Raw genomic sequence first — 23,452 nt, 5'->3', positions numbered from 1 at the left:
GGATAGTGTCGCAATATCCTTATCTCGCTTCATTGTGTAAATATTAGGGCGAAATGTAAAGTATTATCAATGAATAGCAAGTCATAGAGTGATGATTGGTTAAAAAAAGGGTTAGACGACAACGTACTAACCCTTACCGCTAAACTTAAGCTTGTAACAAACCTACGCTGGTAACAAACTTAGGCTTGCAACATCGGTTTTAAGAATCGCCCTGTGTGTGAGCGCGCGTTTTGCGCCACATCTTCTGGCGTGCCCTCAGCGATAATCTCACCACCGCCCGAACCGCCCTCAGGGCCCAAATCCACAATCCAGTCGGCTGTCTTAATCACATCGAGATTATGCTCAATCACCACCACGGTATTGCCTCGGTCACGTAGCGTATGCAAGATGTCTAAGAGCTTGGCGATATCATGGAAATGCAAACCTGTCGTCGGCTCATCGAGCACATACAAGGTCTGACCGGTATCGCGTTTGGACAGCTCTTTGGCAAGTTTCACCCGTTGCGCCTCACCACCTGAAAGCGTAGGCGCAGACTGACCCAAGCGAATATAACCCAAGCCGACTTCTTGTAAGGCTTGCAAACGGCGGTAAATTGCCGGAATCGCCTCAAAAAATTCTGCCGCATCTTCCACCGTCATATTGAGCACGTCATTGATATTTTTGCCCTTATAGGTGATTTCCAGGGTTTCACGGTTGTAGCGTTTGCCTTGACACGCATCGCAAGGCACATACATATCAGGCAAAAAGTGCATCTCAACCTTAATCAAACCATCGCCTTGGCAGGTTTCACAGCGCCCGCCTTTCACGTTGAAGCTAAAGCGCCCTGCTTGATAGCCACGAGCTTTGGACTCGGGTACTTGGGCGAATAGGTCACGAATCGGACTAAATACCCCCGTGTAAGTCGCAGGATTGGAGCGAGGGGTACGCCCAATCGGGCTTTGGTCGATATCGACGACTTTATCTAAATGTTCTAGCCCAGTGATACTGTCAAACTCTTCGGCAACATGCGTGGTAGCGTTATTGAGCTGTGTGGTCGCTAGTGGCAATAAGGTGCGGTTGATTAAGGTCGATTTGCCCGAACCCGACACGCCTGTGATGGCAGTAAACACACCAATCGGCAAGTTTAAAGTCACGTTTTTAAGGTTGTTACCTTTTGCCCCTGTCAAGGTCAGCATCAACGGTTTGGCTTCGACTTTACCTTTTTTGGCTTTTTCTTTCTTCTCGCTTTCCGCTTTTTTCGCTTGGTTTTTGGTTAACGGAATGGCGGAGTCGTGCATTTTTTCATATTTATCGTCATTGGCGACTTTGGCTCGGTGACGCACGGTTGGCACTGCGATTTTCTTTTTACCCGATAAATATTGCCCCGTCAATGAGTCAGGATTTTTGGCAATGTCTTTTGCCGTCCCTTCTGCAATGATACTGCCACCATGCACACCAGCACCCACACCCACATCGATGATATGGTCGGCTAGGCGAATGGCATCCTCGTCATGCTCGACGACAATCACGGTATTGCCCAAATCACGTAAGCGAGTCAACGTTTGCAGCAGTCGGTCATTGTCACGTTGGTGCAAGCCGATTGATGGCTCATCGAGTACATACATCACGCCCATCAAGCCTGCCCCGATTTGGCTAGCAAGGCGTATGCGCTGAGCTTCACCGCCCGATAGGGTTTCGGCAGAGCGGGCAAGGGTGAGATAATCCAAGCCCACACTCACCAAAAATTCCAACCGCTCACGGATCTCTTTGATGATTTTGGCGGCGATTTCGCCTTTTGCGCCCTCGAGTTTTAATTGCTCGTAATACGCCATTGCTTCGCCAATTGATAGCTTGACCATTTCGGCAATGGTACGGTCACTGACTTCGACATGGCGAGCGATTTCGTTTAAGCGTGAGCCGTGACAGGCATCGCAGGTAGCATCAGCAAGGTATTTGGCAAGCTCATCTCGCACGATATTGCTTTGCGTGGTGCGATAACGGCGCTCCATATACGGCAACACCCCTTCAAATGGCACGGTTTTGGTGGATTTGCGCCCCCGTTCATCGACAAAGTTAAAAGTCATTTTGTCTTTACCAGAGCCGTGTAAAATGACATCTTTGTGCTTTTTATCCAGTTGTTGCCAAGGCGCTTCCATATCAATGCCATAATGCTCGGCAACGGTGGTCAGCAAGCCAAAATAATAGGCGTGGCGTTTATCCCAGCCTTGAATCGCCCCTTGGTTAAGCGATTTTTCAGGATGTCCGATAATTTTTTCGGCAGCGAAATATTGGCGTTTGCCCAAGCCATCACACACGGGACACGCGCCATAGGGGTTGTTAAAACTAAACAATTTTGGTTCAAGCTCAGCAACCGAGCGATCGCAGACAGGGCAGCTATGTTTGGCGGACAAAATTTTATCCTCAAACTCAGCGTCCATGTCATGCAAGATAGCAATATCGCTACCGAGTCGCAAGGCAGTCTCCAAGCTTTCGGCAACCCGATTACCCAAGTCATCGCGCACTTTGAAGCGGTCAACCACCACATCAATGGTGTGTTTAAAGGTTTTGGCAAGCGGTGGCACATCGTCAATGTCATAAATTTCGCCATCGACCCGCAGCCGTACAAAGCCTTGCCCTTTTAGCTGTTCCATTAACTGGATATGCTCGCCTTTGCGGTCATCGACGACGCGCGCGAGAATCATCAACTTGGTGTCTTCAGGCAATGCCATGACGGTATCGACCATTTCGGTGACGGTTTGCGCGACCATCGGCAGGTGGTGTTCTGGGCACATGGGCGTGCCAACACGGGCGTACAGCAGACGCAAATAGTCATAAATCTCGGTAATCGTCCCCACCGTGGAGCGGGGATTATGGTTAGTGGATTTTTGCTCGATGGCGATGGCAGGTGACAGCCCTTCGATGCTATCGACTTCGGGCTTTTCCATTTGTGATAAAAACTGGCGTGCGTAAGCCGATAAGCTCTCGACGTAGCGGCGTTGTCCTTCGGCGTATAGGGTGTCAAAGGCTAGGCTAGACTTGCCCGAGCCTGATAAACCTGTGATGACGACGAGTTTGTCGCGGGGGATGTCGATGTCGATGTTTTTGAGATTGTGGGTGCGTGCGCCACGGATTTTGATTGCGTCGTGCTGTGCCATATTGAGCTTCTTATTGTGTGTTTTTGAGTGGGAAATTTGGGTAAAAAGATGGGGTTTTAATGGGGGAATTGGGTGGGGGTTTCAAGAAAAAGTTCGGAATAAAAAATGGAGGAGATAATTATAAAAAATGATTGTAAAGGCTATATAAATTAAATAGAATGATTGTTGCTACAATATATCTATAATGTTAAAAATTATTTAAAGGTATTTAAAATGAACAAGGGATTATTTGTCACAGCAGTTTCTTTACTACTTACAGCTTGCGGAGGAGGTTCTGATAGCGGTTCATCACCTTCTACCCACTCAAACACCACAATCAATAATCCAACCTTATCAAAACTACAAGTTAATAATCCTGAGATTGGTCAAATCTTACAATTAGGTTCAACCACTTCAACTGATATTAATTCAAGTATAGTAGATAAAAAATATTATGGAAAATATGCCTATTGTTATGATCTAGAATGTAACGAACTACGAGTTGGTGAGTTGAATTTCGTTATCAGACAGGATGGTTCGAACCTTAAGCTAGCAGATATAAACGTTGATATGCTAGGAAAAATTTATTTTGATAATCAAGAAGTTCCTCATTATCAAAAATTATCGACTGGGGGAGTCGGTTTAGCTAATTCTAGCTTAACGCTCAAGGATACTTTCACCAAGAGATATAATTTGAAACTAGCACCTGCAAACTCAACTGAAGATAAACTACCTACAGTAGATATTCAAGTGTATTTTAATAATGATGGAATGCATATGGCAGGAGCAGAGCATGATCACCTGTTTGTTGCTCAACAAATGCAGAGTGCGCCAATAGGATGGGGGCAGTTAGTGAATAAGCAACCAGTTTTAGGAACATGGAAATACTATGAAACCGATGTTAATCTCCGTGTGACAGACAAATCATCTGTAGAATTCTTGAATGATGAAATTTTGAAAATTGGTAATATTTCACCTTCATCATTGCTAGTATCAGATATGTATGGCAAGTGGAATGGATATTACGCCAATATTGGGGCTGGCTATTTACTAGGTTCTACTGATGATGGCAACAAATTAAAAAAAGATGGTTCTAACTACGATGGTATCGGCGCAATGATGATTACTGCTCCTGATAATCAGTTCGCTATTGGTTATGACGGTTTGTCAGATAGCTCATTCTTACTGTTTAGATAGTAATTAGCTTATTAAAAAATCGCTCAACCGAGCGATTTTTTATTTTTTATAAAAACCTTAAACCTTGCTATACTTGATTGAATTAAGGAAAAAGAAAATTTGAGACAATAACATGGCAACGTTAACCCAAGAACAAACCGACTTCTTAAAAAGCCACCATATCCCAATGGACAAAACCTTTGACGCCAGCGGACTATCGAGTAAAGAATACAAAGCCAAAATGAAAGAAAACGGCGCGCTCGTTGCCTACGGTGTACCGCCCTGCCCAAAAGGTCATACCCTCAAAAACAAACAAGCCAACTGCCTACAATGCAACCCCCAAGCCATCGCATCGCTCAAACGCCAAGCCACCCCAGGAGAGCTCTATATCGCCGTCTCACCCAGTCAGCTGCTTGTCAAAATCAGCCTCGTTGAAAACGCGAGCGATATCATCCAGCAACTAAATAGTGAAAATCATGCCGAAATCAACGATTGGGCATTAGCGATGACAGGTCGCACCGACTCCATCGGACAAATGGAAAATCACTTGCAGCAGCGCCTTGCCGACTACCAAGTACCCAGAAGACTCACTGCCGATGGCAAAACCACCAAAGCCTCTGGCGTGTACGACGTCGATGTGCATGACGCGCTTGAAGTAATTAATGAAATGCCTTTTACCCTAAGCGAAATTGATAACGCCGTGATGGACGATTTTCACGCACGCTATAGCGATAAACAGCTTCGCGAGCAGCAGCAAGCTGAGCAGTTAGCCATCGAAGAAGCAGCGCGTAAACAAGCAGAACTTGCCGAACAAGCGCGACAAAAACAGGCTAAGCTTGAACAGCAGCGCCAACTACAACAACAAGCCAAACAGCAAAAATTGGCACAAAAGCAACAACGCCAACAGCAACTTGACGCCAAAAAAGCGCAAAAACAGCAAAAAATCGCTACCCAAGTGAAGCATAGCCCGTTAGATGGCGTACTGGTGGCTACCCCAAAATCATCAGCTATCAAATCATCATCTATCAAGCAGTCACCGCAAGGATTTTTTGACAACCAAAAAAATGTGATGTGGCTGATGATTGCTATCGCGGTGATTTTAGCCATCATGGTAACCGCTTACGCAATGCTAAAATAATGGGGCTGAAACAATAAAGCCAAAGTAATGGGGCTAAAATAATTTTTATTGCCAATAAATTCTCCCTGATAAAAATTAGGCATATAATAAGCCGTTTTTGGCAAAATTTTGTGAGCCACAATGTCAGTGAAATCAACGTCAGTAAAATCCACGTCAGTAAAACCAACGTCGAGAAATATAAGTCACAACTCCGCCATGAATGCATCGGAAAAGAAAGCGATTGTGGGGTTGGGCGGTATCTTTGCTTTGCGAATGCTCGGACTATTTATGATTGTGCCTGTGTTTGCAGTGTATGGCACACAATATGCACACGCCACACCGTTTTTGATTGGATTGGCGATTGGTATCTATGGCTTAGGGCAGGCGATTTTTCAGATTCCCATGAGTTTTTTGGCGGACAAATATCCGCGTAAACCGATTATCATTGCAGGGTTATTGGTATTTGCGCTTGGGGGAGCGATTTGCGCCTTATCAACAGACATCTATATGGTGATACTGGGGCGTTTGATTGCAGGCAGTGGTGCGGTTTCAGCGGTAGTGATGGCACTACTCGCGGATGTGACCCGTGAAGAGCATCGTACCAAAGCGATGGCAACCATGGGGCTGACCATTGCCATGTCGGTGATGGTCGCATTTGGGCTCGGTCCGATTTTGACGCATGTGCTCGATATCTCAGGCTTGTTCTGGGTGACAGTGGCGTCCGCTATTTTCGCCATTGGCTTACTGTGGATCGTGCCCACCCCAAATCGGGTACTAAAGCACAATCTCAATAATCACTCAGTTAAAGCACAGTTTGCTGACGTATTAAAAATTGGTGATATTAACCGGTTGCACTTGGCGATTTTTGCGCTGCATCTGTCAATGACAGCGATGTTTACCTTATTGCCGCACCAGTTTCATGATGTGCTCGGCTTGACGGTGGCGCAGCAAGGTTTTGTGTATTTGCCGTTACTATTATTGGGCTTTATCATTGCGGTTCCATTGATTATCATTGCAGAAAAAAAACGGCAAATGCGCGCCGTGTTTTTGGCGTCTTTAGCAACCTTGGTGGCGGGATTGGTATTTTTGGCGGTGGCTAGTCAGACCATCGTGGGTTTAATTATTGGGCTTGCGGTTTATTACATCGGCTTTAATAGCCTTGAGGCGACTATTCCGTCTTGGATTTCCAAACGCGCGCCCGTTGCCAACAAAGCGACGGCAATGGGTATTAACTCATCTGCACAGTTTTTGGGTGCTTTTGTAGGCGGTGCCATGGGCGGTATTTTGCTGACCAAACCGATGTGGCTGTCATGGACGGTGCTCGCCATTGTGACTGTCATTGCGTTATTGTTTATCCTGCCGATTGCATCCCCACCGTATTTGACCAGCCTAACGATTACCCTGCCAACAGATATCGACACAACTGCATGGTCACAGCAAATTTTGGCGATTGACGGCGTGGATGAGATAGTGATGATGCCAAAAGAAAACATTGCTTATCTCAAACTGGATAAAGAAAAATTGACCGATGACACGCGACAGTATTTGTCACATCTTACCGGTCAGACGCTAGCAATTTGATGCAAAGTCTAGTAAAGTAATAGCATTGTACTTGCGCTAAATCTGCAAAGATTTGGCTAAAAACACTAGAAAACTATTAAGAACGGCATCAAGAAAGTTATCAAAAAATTCATCAAAAAAGTTATCAAGGAAATTCTATGCGCGGCGTAAATAAAGTAATTATTGTAGGCAACCTTGGTTCAGATCCTGAAGTCAAACAATTTGCCAATGGCGGTAGCGTGACGCGTATCGCCGTGGCAACAAGTGAGCAGTGGAATGACAAACAAACAGGTGAGCGCCGTGAGCAAACCGAATGGCACCGTATTTCATTGTTTAATAAACTCGGTGAAATTGCAGCGCAATACCTGCGTAAAGGTAGCCAAGTCTATATCGAAGGTAGCCTTCGCACCAATAAATACACCGACCAAAATGGCGTAGAGCGTTATGCCACAGAGATTCGTGCCGACCAAATGCAAATGCTTGGCACAGCAGGCGGCGTTCAAGGTGGTATTGCTAATAACAACAATGCCGGCACAACCTACCAAAACCAGCCCCAAGGTGGTCATAATCAAGTTGGCTACAACCAAGGTGGCAACCAAGCGCCCAATCATTTTGGCGGCTATCCAAACCAAAATAATGCCCAAGCTGCGCCACAAGCGGGTCAAAATGCAGGATTTGGCAATAACCCATTTATGAATGGTAACCAAGCGCCACAAGGGGCAAATACAGGAAATAATCCGCCTGCCCAAAATCCTCAACAAAACCCAGCCATGGCAATGCCAAAACCAGGCGCAGTTGATGATGATATCCCGTTCTAGACTCTAAATTTTACTAGGTTTAAAAAAATCCTTGCACAGTCACACTGTCGCAAGGATTTTTTATGCCGTTTTTTCTGATAGTAGCCTGCTAGTAAGGTGCAGCGTCTAAGATGCAGATTTAAGTTACAGGGTTTAAGGCGCAGGGTTCGGGTGTAAGGTCTGCACCGCTTCGATATCAGCCAATACCTCTTGGGACAATACCAAGTCTACGGACGCGATATTGCTGGCTAGTTGCTGAGTGGTGGTTGCCCCAATGATGTTGGCAGTCACAAACGAGCGGCTATTGACAAACGCCAGTGCCATTTGTGCCATATCTAGATTATGTTTTTTAGCGACTTCGGCATAGGCTTGGGTGGCTTGCTGCGCTTGCTCATTCAAATAACGGGTAAAATGGCTATAAAGGCTCAAACGACTATTGGCAGGCTTGTTACCGCCCAAATATTTGCCTGATAACACCCCAAAGGCTAGCGGTGAGTAGGCAAGTAGCCCAATTTGCTCGCGGTGACTAATTTCTGCCAGTCCCACTTCATACAAGCGATTGAGTAAACTATATGGATTTTGTATGGTGATAGGTCTAGCAAGCCCATGTTTATCGGCTTCTGCTAAGTAGCGCATGACCCCCCAAGGGGTGTCATTGGATAACCCATAAGCGCGGATTCGACCTTTGGTGATTTCATCATTGAGTGCTTCGATGGTTTCCAAAAATGGCGTCAATTCTTTGGTGTCTTGCTGCGCCATACTTTCTGTATAGCCACGTTGACCAAAAAAGTTGGTCTGACGCTCTGGCCAGTGTAGCTGATAAATATCGATATGGTCGGTTTGCAAACGCTGTAGATTGCTATCTAATGCCGCACGAATAGTTTCTTTATCAAACTTGGTATTGCCATCGCGCAAAAAGTCATTGCGAGAGATTTTACTCGCCAATACCACATCATTTCGCTTGCCTGTCTTGGCAAACCAGCTACCCATAAACCGCTCCGTATTACCCTGCTTGTCTTTATCAGGGGGTGATGGATACATCTCTGCGGTATCCCAAAAATTCACACCTTGGGCAAGGGCATAATCCATTTGTTCATGGGCATCCTGCTCGCTGTTTTGCTGTCCCCAGGTCATCGTGCCTAAGCAAATTTTGGAGACGCTATCGCCCAGTTGTGGCAATGTATCAAATTGCATGCTATTTTCCTTGTGTTTTGCATGATAGTTTTAACCAGCTTAGTGAGGTGATTGTAGCAAACTCATGGTGATAAAGTCGGTTGCAAATTGTAGTGAGTATGGCAGGTAGCCGCAATAAACAGTCTGCCCAAAACAAGCCTGACAAAATTTTGATTTTTTATGGATTGACATTACAACGCAATAAAAATCAGTTATGATAAAGCGTTTGATTTTAGTTAGAAAAATATTCGAGCGTTGGCGCAGAGTGGGTTCAAAATTTTGCGCTAATGGCAATTTTTATCCTGCATGAATTATTTGATTGTTGATTAATCTGCTTATGGATTGCGTCACTTTATTGATGTCAAAAATATTGGTGTCAAAAATCATTGTAAAAAGGTATTCAAGTTTGGCAAGTGTCAATTCATTACGTCCGACAAAACTATGGTGGCTGGTAGGTCTGGTTTTGCTTTGCTTAAGCTTGTTGATTCAGCTACCTGCAGCGTGGTTGCTGCAAAAATTTGCCCCAAACAACCCTTACTTGCAGCAAATATCCGGCAACCTTTGGCAAGGTCAAGCCAATTGGCAAATCAATGCGCGCCCCAATACGCCGCTGGCGGGTAGTGTCGATTGGCGCTGGCAACCGTGGCATTTATTGATGGGCAAACTGGGTATGGCAGTCGATATCCGCTCTGGCAAAACCGACTTGCAAGGGGTGGTCAAATTCAATAAAACCAGCTGGCAAGCCAATGATTTCAACGGCAAAATCAGCCATGACACATTGGCGCAGTTGGTCAGTTGGCAATTACCCGACACACCGATTACCATCAAAGAAGTGTCAATTGAAAAAAATAAGCAAGGTTATCAAACCGCCAAAGGCAGCATGAATTGGGCAGGCGGTGATTTGGGGTATCCCACAGGCGGCAAAACCTACCTCATCAAACTCCCCACCATGCAAGGCAACTTAAGCGCAGATAAAGCCAGTGTGCAGCCAGCAGACAACAATGGTGCCAATAGTAGCAACAAGGCAGCGCAAGGTAAAAGCTTGCATTTAGCCCTTACTACACCGCAAGCCGAGCGATTGGGGGATTTTTATCTTGACCAAGATAATATGATAGATGTGTCATTGACCCAGCGGCTGCTCAAAAATATGCCAGCGTACCAAGGCAAAGGGGCTGATGACAGTGTGGTGGTGTCCATTCGCCAACCTTTGACCAGTATGGGTAATTAGAGACTCAGCGATGATAGCAGATATGATAAAAGCCACCCAGCGCCCCTCGTTGAGCCGTAAAACAACGACTGGTAAATTTGTGCCGATGGCGGTGGTGGAAAAACTGTATCCTTGGTTGCTACTGGCAGCTATTTTTTGGTTGGTGTGGCAATTAAGCCAAGCAATTTGGCTGGTGGTTGCACCGCCCAAAGCACCCGCACTCACCCCAGTGCCCTTACAGCCGAACTTGGTCGCACAATCTGCCAATAGCAATGCGTTGGATTTTTTTGCGCAGCCAACTGCCCCGCAAGCACCGGCAGCGACACCCCCAGATATTAAAGTGGTGGGCGTGACCATTGCCACCCCGGAGAGTCAATCGTATGCAATTTTGACCGCCAATGGTAAAACCTTAAGCTATCGTATCAACGACATGATTGATGGCAGTGGTTATAAATTGGTTAAAGTCGCAGCCGATTTTGTAATAGTGGCAGATGCAAGCGGTCAAACCAGTAAAGTGCCATTTGGGCAACCGTTTTTTCTTGACCAAAGCGAGGCTATCAGAGCCAAAGCGCAAGCCAACGGTGCTGCAGGCGTGGGTAACAGCTCAAATATGGGACAATCCCCCACACCAAGCTTAGTCGGGGCTGCGCCACAAGCGATTGGCGGCGCGCCAGTGGCTACAGGCGATCCCCATGATCGAGAGGATTCTGCGCCCAATATGGCGACGTCGAATGGTGGCAGTACCTCGCCAAGCGGTGCAAGCTCAGCCATTGGCGGGGCGATTCAAGGGCTTCAGCAAAATGCCGCAGGGTATCTAAGCCAAATGGGTGTGGCAGCGACAGGACAAGGCTATTTGGTGACCGATGCGATGTCCGCAGGACTAAAAAACCGTCTGGGGCTACAAACAGGGGATAAAGTCCTCTCCGTCAATGGACAAAACGTGGGTCAAAACCCAACGCAAGATGCCCAGCTACTACGTCAAGTGCAACAAGCAGGACAAGCGCAAATCCAAGTTCAGCGCGGCGACCAAGTCGTGACAGTACGCCAGTCATTTTGATAAAAGATAGTAAAAAGCTACAGACGTCATCGCTACGTGAGACACAGTCGGTGATATGCGTTAAAAATTGATAAGGTAAATTATGAAATACCCAACCATGCTAAAGCCACTATTTTTGAGCACGACACTGGCTATGAGTATCAGTTTGCTTAGCAGTGGTCTGTCAGCTGCCCATGCAGCAACTGGCTATAAAGTGCATTTGCAAGACGCTGATATCAAGGCGTTTATCGACCAAATTGCCACCATTACGCAAAAGAACTTTGTGCTAGACCCACGCATTAATGGCAATGTGACGGTGATTTCAAACAAGCCCTTATCCCGTCAAGAAGTGTATGACTTGTTTTTAGCCGTGATGAAAGTCAATGGCATTGTAGCGATTGATCGCGGGCTGACCACAGAGCTGGTCCCTGATACCGTTGCCAAGCAAGCAGGGGTGGATGTGGACTTGCGGGGTAATACCGCAGGTAGCCAAATGGCGACCCGCATCTATTATCTCACCAATACCAATGCCAATGACATCTTAAACGTCATCCGTCCGATGATGCCGCCGTATGCCAATGCCGCTGTGGTGCCAAATGTCAATGCGATTATCCTCTCTGACCGCGCCGACAGCCTCAATCAATACGCAAAATTGATTAGCGATCTTGATAGCAATATGAATGACAAGCTGACCATTATTCCGCTGCGTCATGTAGATGCCAAGCGCATGATGGATTTATTAAGCTCACTGACAGGTACGGGCGGTGGTACAGCGCCAGCTGCTGCGGGTCAATCAGGGCAGCCTACTGTGGCATCAACCGGTGGTAGCCTGATCAATATCATTGCCGACCCGATTTCTGATAGGCTGCTAGTCAAAGGTAGTGCCGAGATGACAGCCAAAGTACAGCGGATGGTAGAGCAGTTAGACACCGTGCCGACGCAACGTCTCAGTGGGCTTCGTGTGTTTCGTCTAAAATATGCCAGTGCCACCCATATTGCAGAAATGCTACGCGGACTGCTTGCCTATCAATCCATCAATAGCTCAGGTGACCAAACCACTTTGCAAGCAAGCTCAATGTTTCAATCTAGTAGCGATACCAGTAATAATAGCGCAGCGACCACCAGCAATACCGCAGCGTCACCGACAGGCTCACCGCTAAATACCTCCTCCACTAGTAACACAACGACTACGCAAAACAACGGCTATCAAGGTAGACCTTTTAGCATTATCGCTGACCAAACCCAAAATTCCGTCATCGTCAATGCCAACCCAGAGTTAATGGTAGAAATCGAAAACGCTATTAATGAGCTAGATACCCGCCGTGACCAAGTGTTGATTCAAGCAGCGATCATGGAAATCTCAGGCAATGATACCCAGCAACTTGGCGTGCAATGGGCAATGGGCAACGCCAACAGCGGCGTAGGGGTGATTAACTTTAATAATATCGGTGCATCCGCAGTAGGTCTGGCATCTGAGATATTAAGCAAAACCCCAGGTACGGCGGCAGCATCGGTGGCAGGCGCGCTGTTGGGGATTGGTACGAGTAAAACCGATAGTAACGGGAATCGTGAGTTTTATGGCGCGATTTTGCAAGCCATCAATAAAACCAATAATGCCAATCTGTTATCCATGCCCTCTATTTTGACGTTGGATAATGAAAAAGCCAATATTTTGGTAGGGCAGAACGTGCCATTTGTGACCGGCTCTTATACCACGGCAAGTAACTCATCAACCACGCCGTTTCAAACCGTGAGCCGTCAAGATGTCGGTATCAATCTTAATGTCATTCCGCATATTGGTGATAATGGTTCAGTGCGACTTGAGATTTCGCAGGAAGTGTCCTCCATTGTCGACGGTACCCTCAATAACGTGAGCGGTGTCGTCACCAACAAGAATTTAATCAAAACCACTATTTTAGCGGATAACCAACAAACCGTGGCACTGGGTGGGTTGATGCGGGATAACAGCACCTATGGTCAGCAAAAAGTCCCAGGATTGGGTGATGCACCGATTATTGGTAATTTATTTCGCTCAAAAAGCAAAAACTCGGACAAAACCAATCTGATTGTATTTTTACAGCCGACCATTTTGCGAAATGGTAGCGCGGTGGCAAGTGTGACCGAAAAAAGCTTAGACGGTATTCGTACCATGCAACTGGTAATTGATAAAAACGGTACGCTCAAACAAATCCCACTTAATATCAATGCCATGTTCCCCAATACCAACAGGGTGCAAAATGGCGTCAAATTGCCAACAGACGACCTGGTTACCCCAGCCGAGCAAAGCTTATCAAACACGCCAAGAGTGTATGCCAATGGTGTCGATATCGTCACGCCCGTGTCATCAAACGTGCCTCGCCAAAGCAGTTCATCTACCACAACCGTGAGTCGCCCAGCGAACAGTACCGTTACTCAAGCGACCATCACCCAAGCACCCATTACCCAATCTACCGTCACCCAATCTACAGGGCAGACAGGGCAGAGCGCAAAAATAGCGCAAACGCCTGTGGTGATTGCGACCCCGCCTGTGGTGATTGCGACGCCGCCTGCGGTGCAGACCATTACCGTGACAAATCCCTAAAAATGTCCCATAATGCCAAGCATAATGATACTATTAAATACCCCTTAGGAGTAGGAGACTTGCATGGATAATCATCAAACTAATGCAGTAAATACGATGAACCTTACCGAAAACTCACAAGGCACTTCATGGCAACTCATTGGACTGTCACCAGCGTTGGCGGATTTAACCATAGATATTGATAAAAGCTTAAGCATAGGGCGTAGCGATAGCAATAATTTGGTGTTAGCAACCTCACAAATCTCTCGCCAACACGCCAAAATTAACCGTATTGGTGAGCAGCTGTATGTGCAAGACCTAGGCTCAAGCAATGGTACCTTTATCAATGGTGAGCGTATCGGTACAGAAGCCCATGCTTTGCAAGCCACCGATGAACTTGCCTTTGCTGACTTGGTATTTTTGGTGGTAAATGCCCCAGTCAATGCACTGGATGATGATAGTTTTCTCGATAGTTTACAAGACATTGAGAACTTCACACCCACCACTGACATTCATACCCAAACTGAATCGACTGCATCGGTTGAGCCATCATCACTGAACGCTGCAGCCAACACCGCGCCTGTGATAGATGTCGTTACCACGCAAGATTTTTTACCTAGCGAGCAGCTGACCAACACTCACGTCGAACAATCCGTACCTTCTACACCGACAACAACAGTCGATGTAGCAAGCGTTGATAACCCACCATCGCCGATAGTTAATACACCGTCTCAGACGCCTGTCGTCACTGAGGCAATACCATCACAACCCGTTGTCCCATCGGTTCAGGTCTCAGCCGTTCAGCCAGCGCAACCATTGCCTGTGAGCACAGTAGAAGCTGATGCAATCAAACCTGCGGCAAAGAAAAACGCCACAGTCGCGATAATAATCGTGGTGCTTATTGCGCTGATTATTGCATCCGTGTTGTTGATGTATTAGGGTTTAGGTAGCAAATAAGCGGCGCAAGGCACCTAACATGCGGATTTAAATCAGTAAATTCACGTTTTAGCAAAAAAAATGAAAAAAAACTAAAAAAACGCTTGCAAGATTAAAAATATTTGCTAAAATGCTCACCACTTTCAAGCGATACGCCGGCTTAGCTCAGTTGGTAGAGCAACTGACTTGTAATCAGTAGGTCGCCAGTTCGACTCCGGCAGCCGGCACCATCCTTTAACACATCGTGTTAAGCGTACCTTGAAAGACAACTATGGTGGGGTTCCCGAGCGGTCAAAGGGGACGGACTGTAAATCCGTTGCGAGAGCTTCGAAGGTTCGAATCCTTCCCCCACCACCATTTGCCTGCTATTGTTATCTGAATATTCCCTAATCACGTTAACAGTAAGTCCAGAATGCCTGGGCGGGTCGCATTGCGGGTGTAGTTTAGTGGTAGAACTTCAGCCTTCCAAGCTGATCGTGCGGGTTCGATTCCCGCCACCCGCTCCATTATTCTAAACCAAAGTTTTGCTCATATAGCTCAGAGGTAGAGCACTCCCTTGGTAAGGGAGAGGTCCCGAGTTCAACTCTCGGTATGAGCTCCAGTTTTATAGAAAATACATTGAGATAAACCAAAAAATAGTTGAGGCAGCACAGATGTGTTGCCTTTTATTTTAGCAATAACAAAAAAGTTTGACCATAAAGATGAAGGCTATGGAAAAAACTTGAAATTTATGTTAAATTTGCTATTTTAGTGACCTAGCAACACTCAAATTGGCAACACCAGCACTGGCAATACAGATACACCAGTTGGTTTATAGCTTTGAGCTAGGGTATTGCTAACAGTTTAACAATGATCAGAGGATTAAATTATGGCAAAGGCCAAGTTTGAACGTACTAAACCACACGTTAACGTAGGCACCATTGGACACGTTGACCATGGTAAAACAACCCTAACAGCTGCGATTGCGACTGTAGCAGCAAAACACAACGGTGGTGAAGCCAAAGACTATGCGTCAATTGACTCAGCCCCTGAAGAAAAAGCCCGTGGTATCACCATCAACACCTCACACATTGAATATGACACCCAAGCGCGTCACTACGCACACGTAGACTGTCCTGGCCATGCTGACTATGTTAAAAACATGATCACCGGTGCCGCACAGATGGACGGCGCCATCCTAGTCGTATCAGCCACTGACGGCCCAATGCCACAAACCCGTGAACACATCCTACTATCACGCCAAGTAGGTGTACCATACATCATGGTATTCATGAACAAATGTGACATGGTTGATGACGAAGAACTACTAGAACTTGTCGAAATGGAAGTACGTGAACTACTATCAAGCTACGACTTCCCTGGCGATGACACCCCAATCATCAAAGGTTCTGCCCTAGAAGCCCTAAACGGCGGCGAAGGCAAATACGGTGAACCAGCCGTACTAGAACTACTTGACACCCTAGACAGCTACATCCCAGAACCAGAACGTGCGATTGACAAACCATTCTTGATGCCAATCGAAGACGTATTCTCAATCTCTGGTCGTGGTACAGTCGTAACAGGTCGTGTAGAATCAGGCGTCATCAAAGTTGGTGAAGAAATTGAAATCGTTGGTATCAAACCAACCGCAAAAACCACCTGTACTGGCGTTGAAATGTTCCGTAAACTGCTAGACGAAGGTCGTGCAGGCGAGAACTGTGGTGTACTACTACGTGGTACCAAACGTGAAGACGTACAACGTGGTCAAGTATTGGCTAAACCAGGTTCAATCAAACCACACACCAAATTTGACGCAGAAGTATATGTACTATCAAAAGAAGAAGGTGGTCGTCACACTCCATTCTTAAATGGTTACCGTCCACAATTCTACTTCCGTACTACCGACGTAACTGGCGCAATCCAATTACCAGAAGGTACAGAGATGGTAATGCCTGGCGATAACGTTGAAATGAACGTAGAGTTAATCCACCCAATCGCAATGGACCAAGGCTTACGCTTTGCAATCCGTGAAGGTGGCCGTACTGTAGGTGCGGGTGTTGTTGCTAAAGTTAACGACTAATCGTTAATATGCATACAAAAGAGTCACTTCGGTGGCTCTTTTTTTATGGAAATAAATTATGACTGCAATACAGATATATAACTTAGATAAAACGAGTACACAAGATAATGCTTCGGAGCAGGTACTGGCGCAGCTGGCACAAATTGAATCCGAGCTGTTTGTCCACGATGCTTGGTCGGCCGCGCAAATCAATTCACTGCTCGCGCAGCCATTTAACCATATAATTTATGCAACAGACGAGCTGAATCAGCGATTGGTCGGCTATTGTTTTTACAGCCACATATTTGAAGATAGTGAAATTTTAAGAATCGGAACTTGTCTTGATTATCAACAGCAAGGTATTGCAAGCCAATTGTTAACAGCTATGGCGCAAATGTGCCAAGCAACGGGTGCCGAGCGGGTGCTGTTAGAGGTAAGAGAAGATAATCATGCTGCCATTGCATTTTATCAAAAACATGGATTTGAACAGATTGCCGTTCGCAAAAATTACTACGATAATCATGACATGACCAAAACCCATGCATTAATTATGCAGCGCAAATTAAATACTAAATTAAACGCTAAGTAGTATTCCACATATTTAGATAATGTGCTTTTATCGCCTGTTGAAGCAGTGGTTCAACTTGCGCGGCTGTGACAGCCTCATCGAAGCGATACCACTGTTGATTGATTAATAATTCAGTGGGATAAAAACGCGATTTATACGCCATCTTATCCGAATCTGGTACCCAAAAACCTAAATACAAATACGGTAATCCAAGACGTTTAACATAATCAATCTGGGTAAGTATCGCAAGGGTGCCTAAACTATTTATGGTTGCATCGGGATCATAGAAAGTATAGACCGCTGATATGCCGTCATCTAATTGGTCGCAAACTGCTACCATGACTAATTCATCATGAAGCCAAAACTCCATAAAAAATGACTGGGTAAAGCTATATTGTAAAAACTGTTTAAACCCTTGTAAATTGGGTGGATACATATCGCCGTCACTATGGCGAGCGCAGATATAGCGAGCATATAGCATAAAATGCGATTCATCGGCATCGTCACAAGCCGTAATTACCACATCCATCTCGTGCGATTTTTGCCATAGTTTGCGCTGGGTACGATTGGGTTCAAACTCGTTAACTACTACACGTGTAGAGATACAGCGTTGACAATGAAAGCATACAGGGCGATATAGATGTTGTCCACTACGCCGATACCCGAGCCGTGAAAACTGAGAAAAAATAGGCGTACTTAAACGTTCATCCTTTGCTAATTCAATCAGTTCTAAACGTGCGGCACGATCCGGCAAATAACTACATTGATGCAGCGGCGTCAATTGGCTGGTCAGTGCCAGACTGGTAGGAGGATGGGGTGGTTTTAACGTCATTAGTGCTTTTAAATACCCTTAACTTACCTAGGCTTGCGCAGTTGGAGGTAGGTAATAAGTCATCAAATCCTCATTTAACAGTTGATTAAGTGGCAATTTTTGACCGCAAATCGATGACCAATCAATACTCGGTAGCGATAATTGTTGCGCAAGCCCAGCTAAAAATTCCGCTCTGGGTAGGATGGATGCCCCTAAACGCAGCAAATGTGGGTTAGGCAACTGACAGTCCACCCAAGCAAATTGGGAATGCGCACACAGCTGCATTAACACAAAAAAAGCCGCTTTAGATGCATCTGTGACTCGGTGAAACATACTTTCACCAAAAAATGCTTGTCCTAGCTTTAGCCCATAGAGACCACCAATCAGCTCATCATCATCCCAAATCTCGACACTGTAAGCCACTTGCTCGGCATGTAGCGCCGTATACGCTTCAATCATAGCGGGACTGATCCAAGTGGCTGATGTAGAAGCTTGGGCATAGGCACGGGTGTCGGCACAGGCGGCAATAACCTTAGCAAAGGCAAGGTTGAGGGAAAACGTCCAACCTGCATTTTTGATTCGCCGTTTTAGGGTTTTACTGGCGCAAAAATCGCTAGGATAAATAATACAGCGCGGGTCAGGCGACCACCAAGCGATGGGCTCGCCTTCATTAAACCAAGGAAACATGCCTTGGCGATAAGCACACACTAAGGTATCAGCCGCCAAATCACCTCCCAGCGCAATTAACCCTTCACCGTCAGGGTCTGCCGCCATCGGGTCGGGAAATTGATAACGGCAAACGAAAGGGCGTTGTAAGGGGTGGTGATTTGGCAATGGCATCGTTCAAGACATTAGCTAAACAGCAGAGGTGTTGGCTGATACCGTGGTATTGGCATTCGCTAGATTAACGATATCTAAATATTTTTCTGCATCCAACGCCGCCATACAGCCCGTAGCTGCCGAGGTAATCGCTTGGCGATAGATATGGTCTGCCACATCCCCACAGGCAAACACGCCTTCGACACTTGTCGCTGTCGCATTGCCATCTAGACCGCTTTTGACCACGATATAACCATTATTCATCTCAAGCTGATCTTGGAAAATATCGGTGTTGGGTTTGTGCCCAATCGCCACGAACATACCAGGCGCGTTGATGGTTTTGGTAGACTGGTCTTGCAGGTTTTCAATCACCACACCTGTCACGCCTGCGTCATCGCCCACCACTTCTTTGACTTGGCTGTTCCATTCGATGGTCACATTGCCATTTTTTTGTTTTTCAAATAATTGGTCTTGCAGAATTTTTTCTGATTTTAATTTATCACGTCGATGCACTAGGGTGACGTGACTTGCGATATTTGATAGATATAAAGCTTCTTCAACCGCCGTGTTGCCACCGCCAATCACCACCACAGGTTTGCCGCGGTAGAAGAACCCATCACAGGTCGCACAGGCAGAGACGCCAAGCCCCATAAATTTTTGTTCAGAGGCGAGACCCAAGTATTGGGCTGATGCCCCTGTCGCTACAATGAGTGCATCACACGTGTAAGTGGCGCTATTGCCGACTAAGGTGAAAGGTCGCTGACTTAGGTTCACTTGGTGGATATGGTCATACACCAACTGGGTGCCAAAACGCTCGGCATGGGCTTGCATGCGTACCATCAAGTCAGGACCTGTCAAGCCTTGTGGATCGCCAGGCCAGTTATCAACTTCAGTGGTGGTAGTCAACTGACCGCCAGTCTGCATACCGGTGATAATGACCGGTTTTAAATTGGCGCGCGCTGCATACACGGCAGCAGAATAACCCGCTGGACCTGAACCTAAAATAATAAGCTGGTGATGGATAATTTCTGACATACGTCTTTCCTAACAATCGCTGAATAATAAACTAAATAATAAAATAGGCTAATTTTTGATTCATAAGTAAGATAGGGGCTAACATCGAAAATAGCAAGTAAATGTTATTTTTATAACAGATTCATCGCGCAATCAAAGCTCAAGCAACGCTCAAAAATGGCGTTAGCTTGTTATCAAAAAAATACCCTAACATTCGGCTTTGTTGGCTCAAACTGCATTTATCATAGGGCTTGAATTGGCTGATTTCACAAAGCAATTTTTCGCAAAAAAAGCTCAGCAACTCACCACTGAGATTTGATATGATAGTCGATTAAAAGGGTGATTTTAATCAACGTTTTTCCCAAAATCATTGTTTTTTCACAATCATTATCAGTCAGTCATGGCGCAGCAAAGCGTTGGCTTACGGCTTATCCAAAGCAGGTTCAAATTCAAAGGTAAATTGCGTTGTCTTATTATATTCGTCAAAGTGTGCTTACGATTATCTGGCTAATCGTGGCATTGTTGTTAGTCATGTCCCTCATCAGTTATTCTGCCAATGATCCCAGTTGGTCGCATATCAGTAGTGCGGCAAATGAAGTCAGTAACTTGGCAGGCACGGGTGGTGCTTGGCTGGCTGATATTTTGTATGCGTTTTTGGGCGCGGCAAGCTGGTGGCTCATTGTCATTGCCTGTTATGAAGCTTGGAATGTATGGCGCCATGATGTAGAGCCTAATGGCTTGTTACGTTTTTTGGGTTATATCTTTTTAATAATTGCCACCGCAGGTCTGACAGGGGTGTTATCGTTTGGCTGGTTGGCGCAAGGCATGATAGGGCAAATCGTGGGCAACGGGCTTAGTAGTTTATTAACCTACTGGGGGACTTTGCTGTTTTTATTGGTGTTTATTGCCATCACCGTGACGTTTACCTTTGATTTACATTGGCATGAGATTTTATCAGGTCAAGCTATTCGCAGTCGCCTACAGGCTGAAGCCGCAGATGAAGAAACCAATACTGAATTCAAACAAGAAGCACGCCAAGCAAAACCAAACGACACCGCGCAACTGCCTTTGCCTTTAGCCTCTCATGACACAGAACAAGCGGCTTATGACAGTAGTCATCTAGCGGATGATGAGGCGTTTGTCGGTAGTCCACTCGATGCGTTTTTGGATGAAACGGGTTTTAGTGAAATCAAAGATTATGAATGGCTCGAAGAAAACGATGCCACCAATCCATTTAAACCCGTCAGCTCAACCTATGTAGCAAACACCAAGCTGACCAAAAAACTCGATGAAAAACTGCAAAGTGAAATAATAAAAAAACCGTTTAAAATGCCTACCTTGAACAGACCCCATTTGATACAGGTAGATTCGCAAATCACTCAACCAACTCACACAAAGCAGCCTAGTGTAGATAGTGTAGATGTATCACCAGCTATGCCAACTATCGATGACGCATCTATGATATCTGCTATGTCTGCCGCAGGCACAGGGGAGCTAGCGGATAAACAAACCTCTGAGTCGATGACGGGTGTAGAGATGGCTGAACAGGACGCGGCTATTGGGTCGTCAGATTTGGATCATTTAGCGGATAGCGTAGATGCTAGATATGACTTATCACAAAATCCTGTGCTAGAGCCATCATTCGAGGGCATTCAGACAGAGGACATTGAAGCAGAAAGTATTGAAGCAGAAGGTGCAGAAGGTATTGAAACACCAACCCCCTCAGTCGCATCGTTATTGGGTATGCGACAAGTCCCAGCGCAAGCCGTCACCCAGATTACTGGCACCGATATTGCTGCCACCGAGATTGATGCCGCCGAGATTGATACCAATGAGATTACCCCTTCAATACCGACCCACAGCCGTTCGGTGGAGTCTGAGCTACTCGACCAAATTGAACAGCCTATAGCCACGCAGGTCAATCAGCCGCTTGATATCAATGATGATAGCCTGTTTAGTCAGAAATCGCGTGCCATGCAAACCGCAGCTTATCGTGCTAATTTAAGCCCGTTACCTGAGTTATCGCTGCTTGATTTGCCTGACCCTGACCGCAAGCCAAGCTACAGCCGCGAACAGTTGCAGCAGTTGTCAGCGCTGTTAGAAATCAAGCTACAAGAGTTTAATATCAAAGCAGAAGTGGTCAATGCGCAAATGGGTCCGGTGGTGACACGCTTTGAAGTGTCGCTGGCGCCAGGGCTTAAAGCAAGCAAGGTAACAGGTATTGCCAAAGACTTGGCTCGGTCGCTATCTATGGCATCGGTGCGTGTGGTGGAAGTCATTCCAGGTAAACCTTATATCGGTATCGAAGTGCCCAATCCGCAGCGCCAAATGGTACGACTCATCGAACTGCTGAAAACAGAGGCTTATCAAGACCCCGATGGCTTAATTAGCATGGCAATGGGCAAAGATATTGCAGGTAGACCGATTATTGCGGATTTGGCGAAAGCGCCACACATGCTAGTCGCAGGTACCACAGGTTCGGGTAAATCAGTGTTGGTGAATTCGCTGTTATTGTCAATGCTGCTCAAATACACACCAGCGCAGCTGCGATTGATTTTGATTGACCCCAAACAGCTTGAGCTTGCCAACTACGGCGATATTCCGCATCTGCTCACCCCCGTAGTCACCGATATGACCGAAGCAGCCAGTGCTTTGGCATGGAGTGTAGCGGAGATGGAGCGTCGTTATCAGCTAATGTCATTATTCAAAGTGCGTAAGCTTGATGAATTCAACAAAAAAATCATGGCAGCCGAACAAAATGGTGAGCCGTTACTAGATCCGCTTTGGCGACCCAATGACAGTGTCAGCCAAGATAGAGCGCCAAAATTAAAACCGTTACCACAAATTGTGATTGTAGCGGATGAGTTTGCCGACATGATTATGCAGGTGGGCAAACAAGCCGAGGAGTTGATTACCCGTTTGGCGCAAAAATCGCGTGCCGCAGGGATTCATTTGATTTTGGCGACCCAGCGCCCATCGGTGGATGTGATTACCGGCTTGATTAAAGCCAATATTCCCGTCCGTGCCGCACTTCGTGTCAACTCAAAAGTCGACTCGCGTACCATTTTGGATGCCGGTGGCGCAGAGGATATGCTTGGGCATGGGGATATGCTGTTTTTAGGACCTGGTCAAATCGAGCCTAACCGTGTACATGGTGCTTTTATCAGCGATGCGGAAGTCAACCGTGTATGTGATGCATGGCGCGAGCGTGGCGCACCTAATTATATTGATAATATGTTCGATAATTTTGAGCTAAGCTCTGCGCCAAGTGGTGGCGATGCTAGCGGATCTAGCAATGGCGAAGAAGACCCGCTGTATGATGACGTGGTGGCGTTTTTGCTCGAAACCCGTAAAGTCTCTGCATCAAGCATTCAGCGCAAATTTAGTATCGGCTATAACCGCGCAGCACGTATTGTTGATGCCATGGAAGAGGCGGGCTTGGTGAGCGGCATGACCAAAAGTGGTAAACGTGAGCTATTAATGTAGAGGTTAGACAAAATAAAAAAGGTGCGATTTATGCACCTTTT

Annotated in this window: 16 protein-coding genes and 4 tRNA genes; 15 read left to right on the top strand and 5 right to left on the bottom strand. The window is 46.2% G+C overall.

The genetic code is table 11. The features are described 5' to 3' along the window. Positions 1 to 179: 179 nt before the first annotated feature. On the bottom strand, positions 180 to 3,134 hold the full coding sequence (gene uvrA, locus ACAM37_RS08040) for an excinuclease ABC subunit UvrA (protein WP_369625951.1): 2,955 nt from the start codon (positions 3,132 to 3,134) through the stop codon (positions 180 to 182). Between the two features lie 213 nt (positions 3,135 to 3,347). On the opposite strand from uvrA, the gene ACAM37_RS08035 reads away from it, so the two are divergent. The 4 genes from ACAM37_RS08035 (at position 3,348) to ssb (ending at position 7,784) form a co-directional block, all read left to right on the top strand. Beyond that, complete coding sequence (locus ACAM37_RS08035; protein ID WP_203171482.1) at positions 3,348 to 4,310, top strand: hypothetical protein; 963 nt, start codon at positions 3,348 to 3,350, stop codon at positions 4,308 to 4,310. A 112-nt stretch (positions 4,311 to 4,422) separates the two neighbouring features. After that, a complete protein-coding gene (locus tag ACAM37_RS08030; RefSeq protein ID WP_369625950.1) occupies positions 4,423 to 5,427 on the top strand; it encodes a hypothetical protein in 1,005 nt (334 codons plus the stop codon). Positions 5,428 to 5,622: 195 nt separating this feature from the next. Beyond that, positions 5,623 to 6,987, top strand: a complete 1,365-nt coding sequence (locus tag ACAM37_RS08025) for an MFS transporter (RefSeq protein ID WP_369626851.1) — start codon at positions 5,623 to 5,625, stop codon at positions 6,985 to 6,987. A gap of 137 nt (positions 6,988 to 7,124) precedes the next feature. Next, complete coding sequence (gene ssb / locus ACAM37_RS08020; protein WP_369625949.1) at positions 7,125 to 7,784, top strand: single-stranded DNA-binding protein; 660 nt, start codon at positions 7,125 to 7,127, stop codon at positions 7,782 to 7,784. A gap of 132 nt (positions 7,785 to 7,916) precedes the next feature. Here ssb and ACAM37_RS08015 read toward each other — a convergent pair whose 3' ends face one another. Further along, a complete protein-coding gene (locus ACAM37_RS08015; protein ID WP_369625948.1) occupies positions 7,917 to 8,957 on the bottom strand; it encodes an NADP(H)-dependent aldo-keto reductase in 1,041 nt (346 codons plus the stop codon). Positions 8,958 to 9,342: 385 nt separating this feature from the next. On the opposite strand from ACAM37_RS08015, the gene gspN reads away from it, so the two are divergent. From gspN to rimI, 10 genes are all read left to right on the top strand, one after another. After that, complete coding sequence (gspN, locus tag ACAM37_RS08010; protein ID WP_227522673.1) at positions 9,343 to 10,164, top strand: type II secretion system protein N; 822 nt, start codon at positions 9,343 to 9,345, stop codon at positions 10,162 to 10,164. A 10-nt stretch (positions 10,165 to 10,174) separates the two neighbouring features. Then, positions 10,175 to 11,200 carry a type II secretion system protein N gene (locus ACAM37_RS08005; protein ID WP_369625947.1) on the top strand — a complete coding sequence of 342 codons (1,026 nt, stop codon included), beginning with the start codon at positions 10,175 to 10,177 and terminating at the stop codon, positions 11,198 to 11,200. 82 nt (positions 11,201 to 11,282) lie between these two features. Continuing rightward, positions 11,283 to 13,760 (top strand): type II secretion system secretin GspD, encoded by a 2,478-nt coding sequence (gene gspD, locus ACAM37_RS08000; RefSeq protein ID WP_369625946.1) that lies wholly within the window; start codon positions 11,283 to 11,285, stop codon positions 13,758 to 13,760. 63 nt (positions 13,761 to 13,823) lie between these two features. After that, complete coding sequence (locus tag ACAM37_RS07995) at positions 13,824 to 14,678, top strand: FHA domain-containing protein (RefSeq protein ID WP_369625945.1); 855 nt, start codon at positions 13,824 to 13,826, stop codon at positions 14,676 to 14,678. Positions 14,679 to 14,829: 151 nt separating this feature from the next. Next, positions 14,830 to 14,905, top strand: a tRNA-Thr gene (locus tag ACAM37_RS07990). A 43-nt stretch (positions 14,906 to 14,948) separates the two neighbouring features. After that, a tRNA-Tyr gene (locus tag ACAM37_RS07985) sits at positions 14,949 to 15,032 on the top strand. 75 nt (positions 15,033 to 15,107) lie between these two features. Then, positions 15,108 to 15,181 (top strand) — tRNA-Gly (locus ACAM37_RS07980). A gap of 20 nt (positions 15,182 to 15,201) precedes the next feature. Then, a tRNA-Thr gene (locus tag ACAM37_RS07975) sits at positions 15,202 to 15,276 on the top strand. Between the two features lie 267 nt (positions 15,277 to 15,543). After that, positions 15,544 to 16,734: an elongation factor Tu gene (gene tuf / locus ACAM37_RS07970; RefSeq protein WP_007117403.1), complete on the top strand. Its 1,191-nt coding sequence runs from the start codon at positions 15,544 to 15,546 to the stop codon at positions 16,732 to 16,734. Between the two features lie 58 nt (positions 16,735 to 16,792). Then, the gene (rimI, locus tag ACAM37_RS07965; protein ID WP_369625944.1) at positions 16,793 to 17,302 is read left to right on the top strand and encodes a ribosomal protein S18-alanine N-acetyltransferase; all 510 of its coding nucleotides are present in this window, start codon (positions 16,793 to 16,795) and stop codon (positions 17,300 to 17,302) included. On the opposite strand, the gene ACAM37_RS07960 is transcribed toward rimI, so the two are convergent. Genes ACAM37_RS07960 through trxB form a run of 3 tightly spaced genes read right to left on the bottom strand, consistent with a single transcriptional unit; the run spans position 17,295 to position 19,946 of the window. Further along, the gene (locus ACAM37_RS07960) at positions 17,295 to 18,113 is read right to left on the bottom strand and encodes an arginyltransferase (protein ID WP_138018817.1); all 819 of its coding nucleotides are present in this window, start codon (positions 18,111 to 18,113) and stop codon (positions 17,295 to 17,297) included. The genes rimI and ACAM37_RS07960 overlap by 8 nt on opposite strands. Positions 18,114 to 18,140: 27 nt before the next feature. After that, positions 18,141 to 18,932 carry a leucyl/phenylalanyl-tRNA--protein transferase gene (gene aat, locus ACAM37_RS07955; protein ID WP_369625943.1) on the bottom strand — a complete coding sequence of 264 codons (792 nt, stop codon included), beginning with the start codon at positions 18,930 to 18,932 and terminating at the stop codon, positions 18,141 to 18,143. A gap of 15 nt (positions 18,933 to 18,947) precedes the next feature. Further along, entirely contained in the window at positions 18,948 to 19,946 is a 999-nt protein-coding gene (gene trxB / locus ACAM37_RS07950; protein WP_099833522.1) for a thioredoxin-disulfide reductase, read from the bottom strand. A 444-nt stretch (positions 19,947 to 20,390) separates the two neighbouring features. Here trxB and ACAM37_RS07945 point away from each other — a divergent pair, with 444 nt between their 5' ends. After that, complete coding sequence (locus ACAM37_RS07945; protein WP_369625942.1) at positions 20,391 to 23,411, top strand: DNA translocase FtsK; 3,021 nt, start codon at positions 20,391 to 20,393, stop codon at positions 23,409 to 23,411. The last annotated feature ends 41 nt before the right edge of the window (positions 23,412 to 23,452 follow it).

Origin of the sequence: Moraxella sp. K23 (assembly GCF_041154765.1) — a bacterium.
Classification (GTDB): domain Bacteria; phylum Pseudomonadota; class Gammaproteobacteria; order Pseudomonadales; family Moraxellaceae; genus Faucicola; species Faucicola tetraodonis.
Note: the sequence above shows the minus strand (reverse complement) of the source record. Positions and strands in the feature narration are given on the sequence as shown.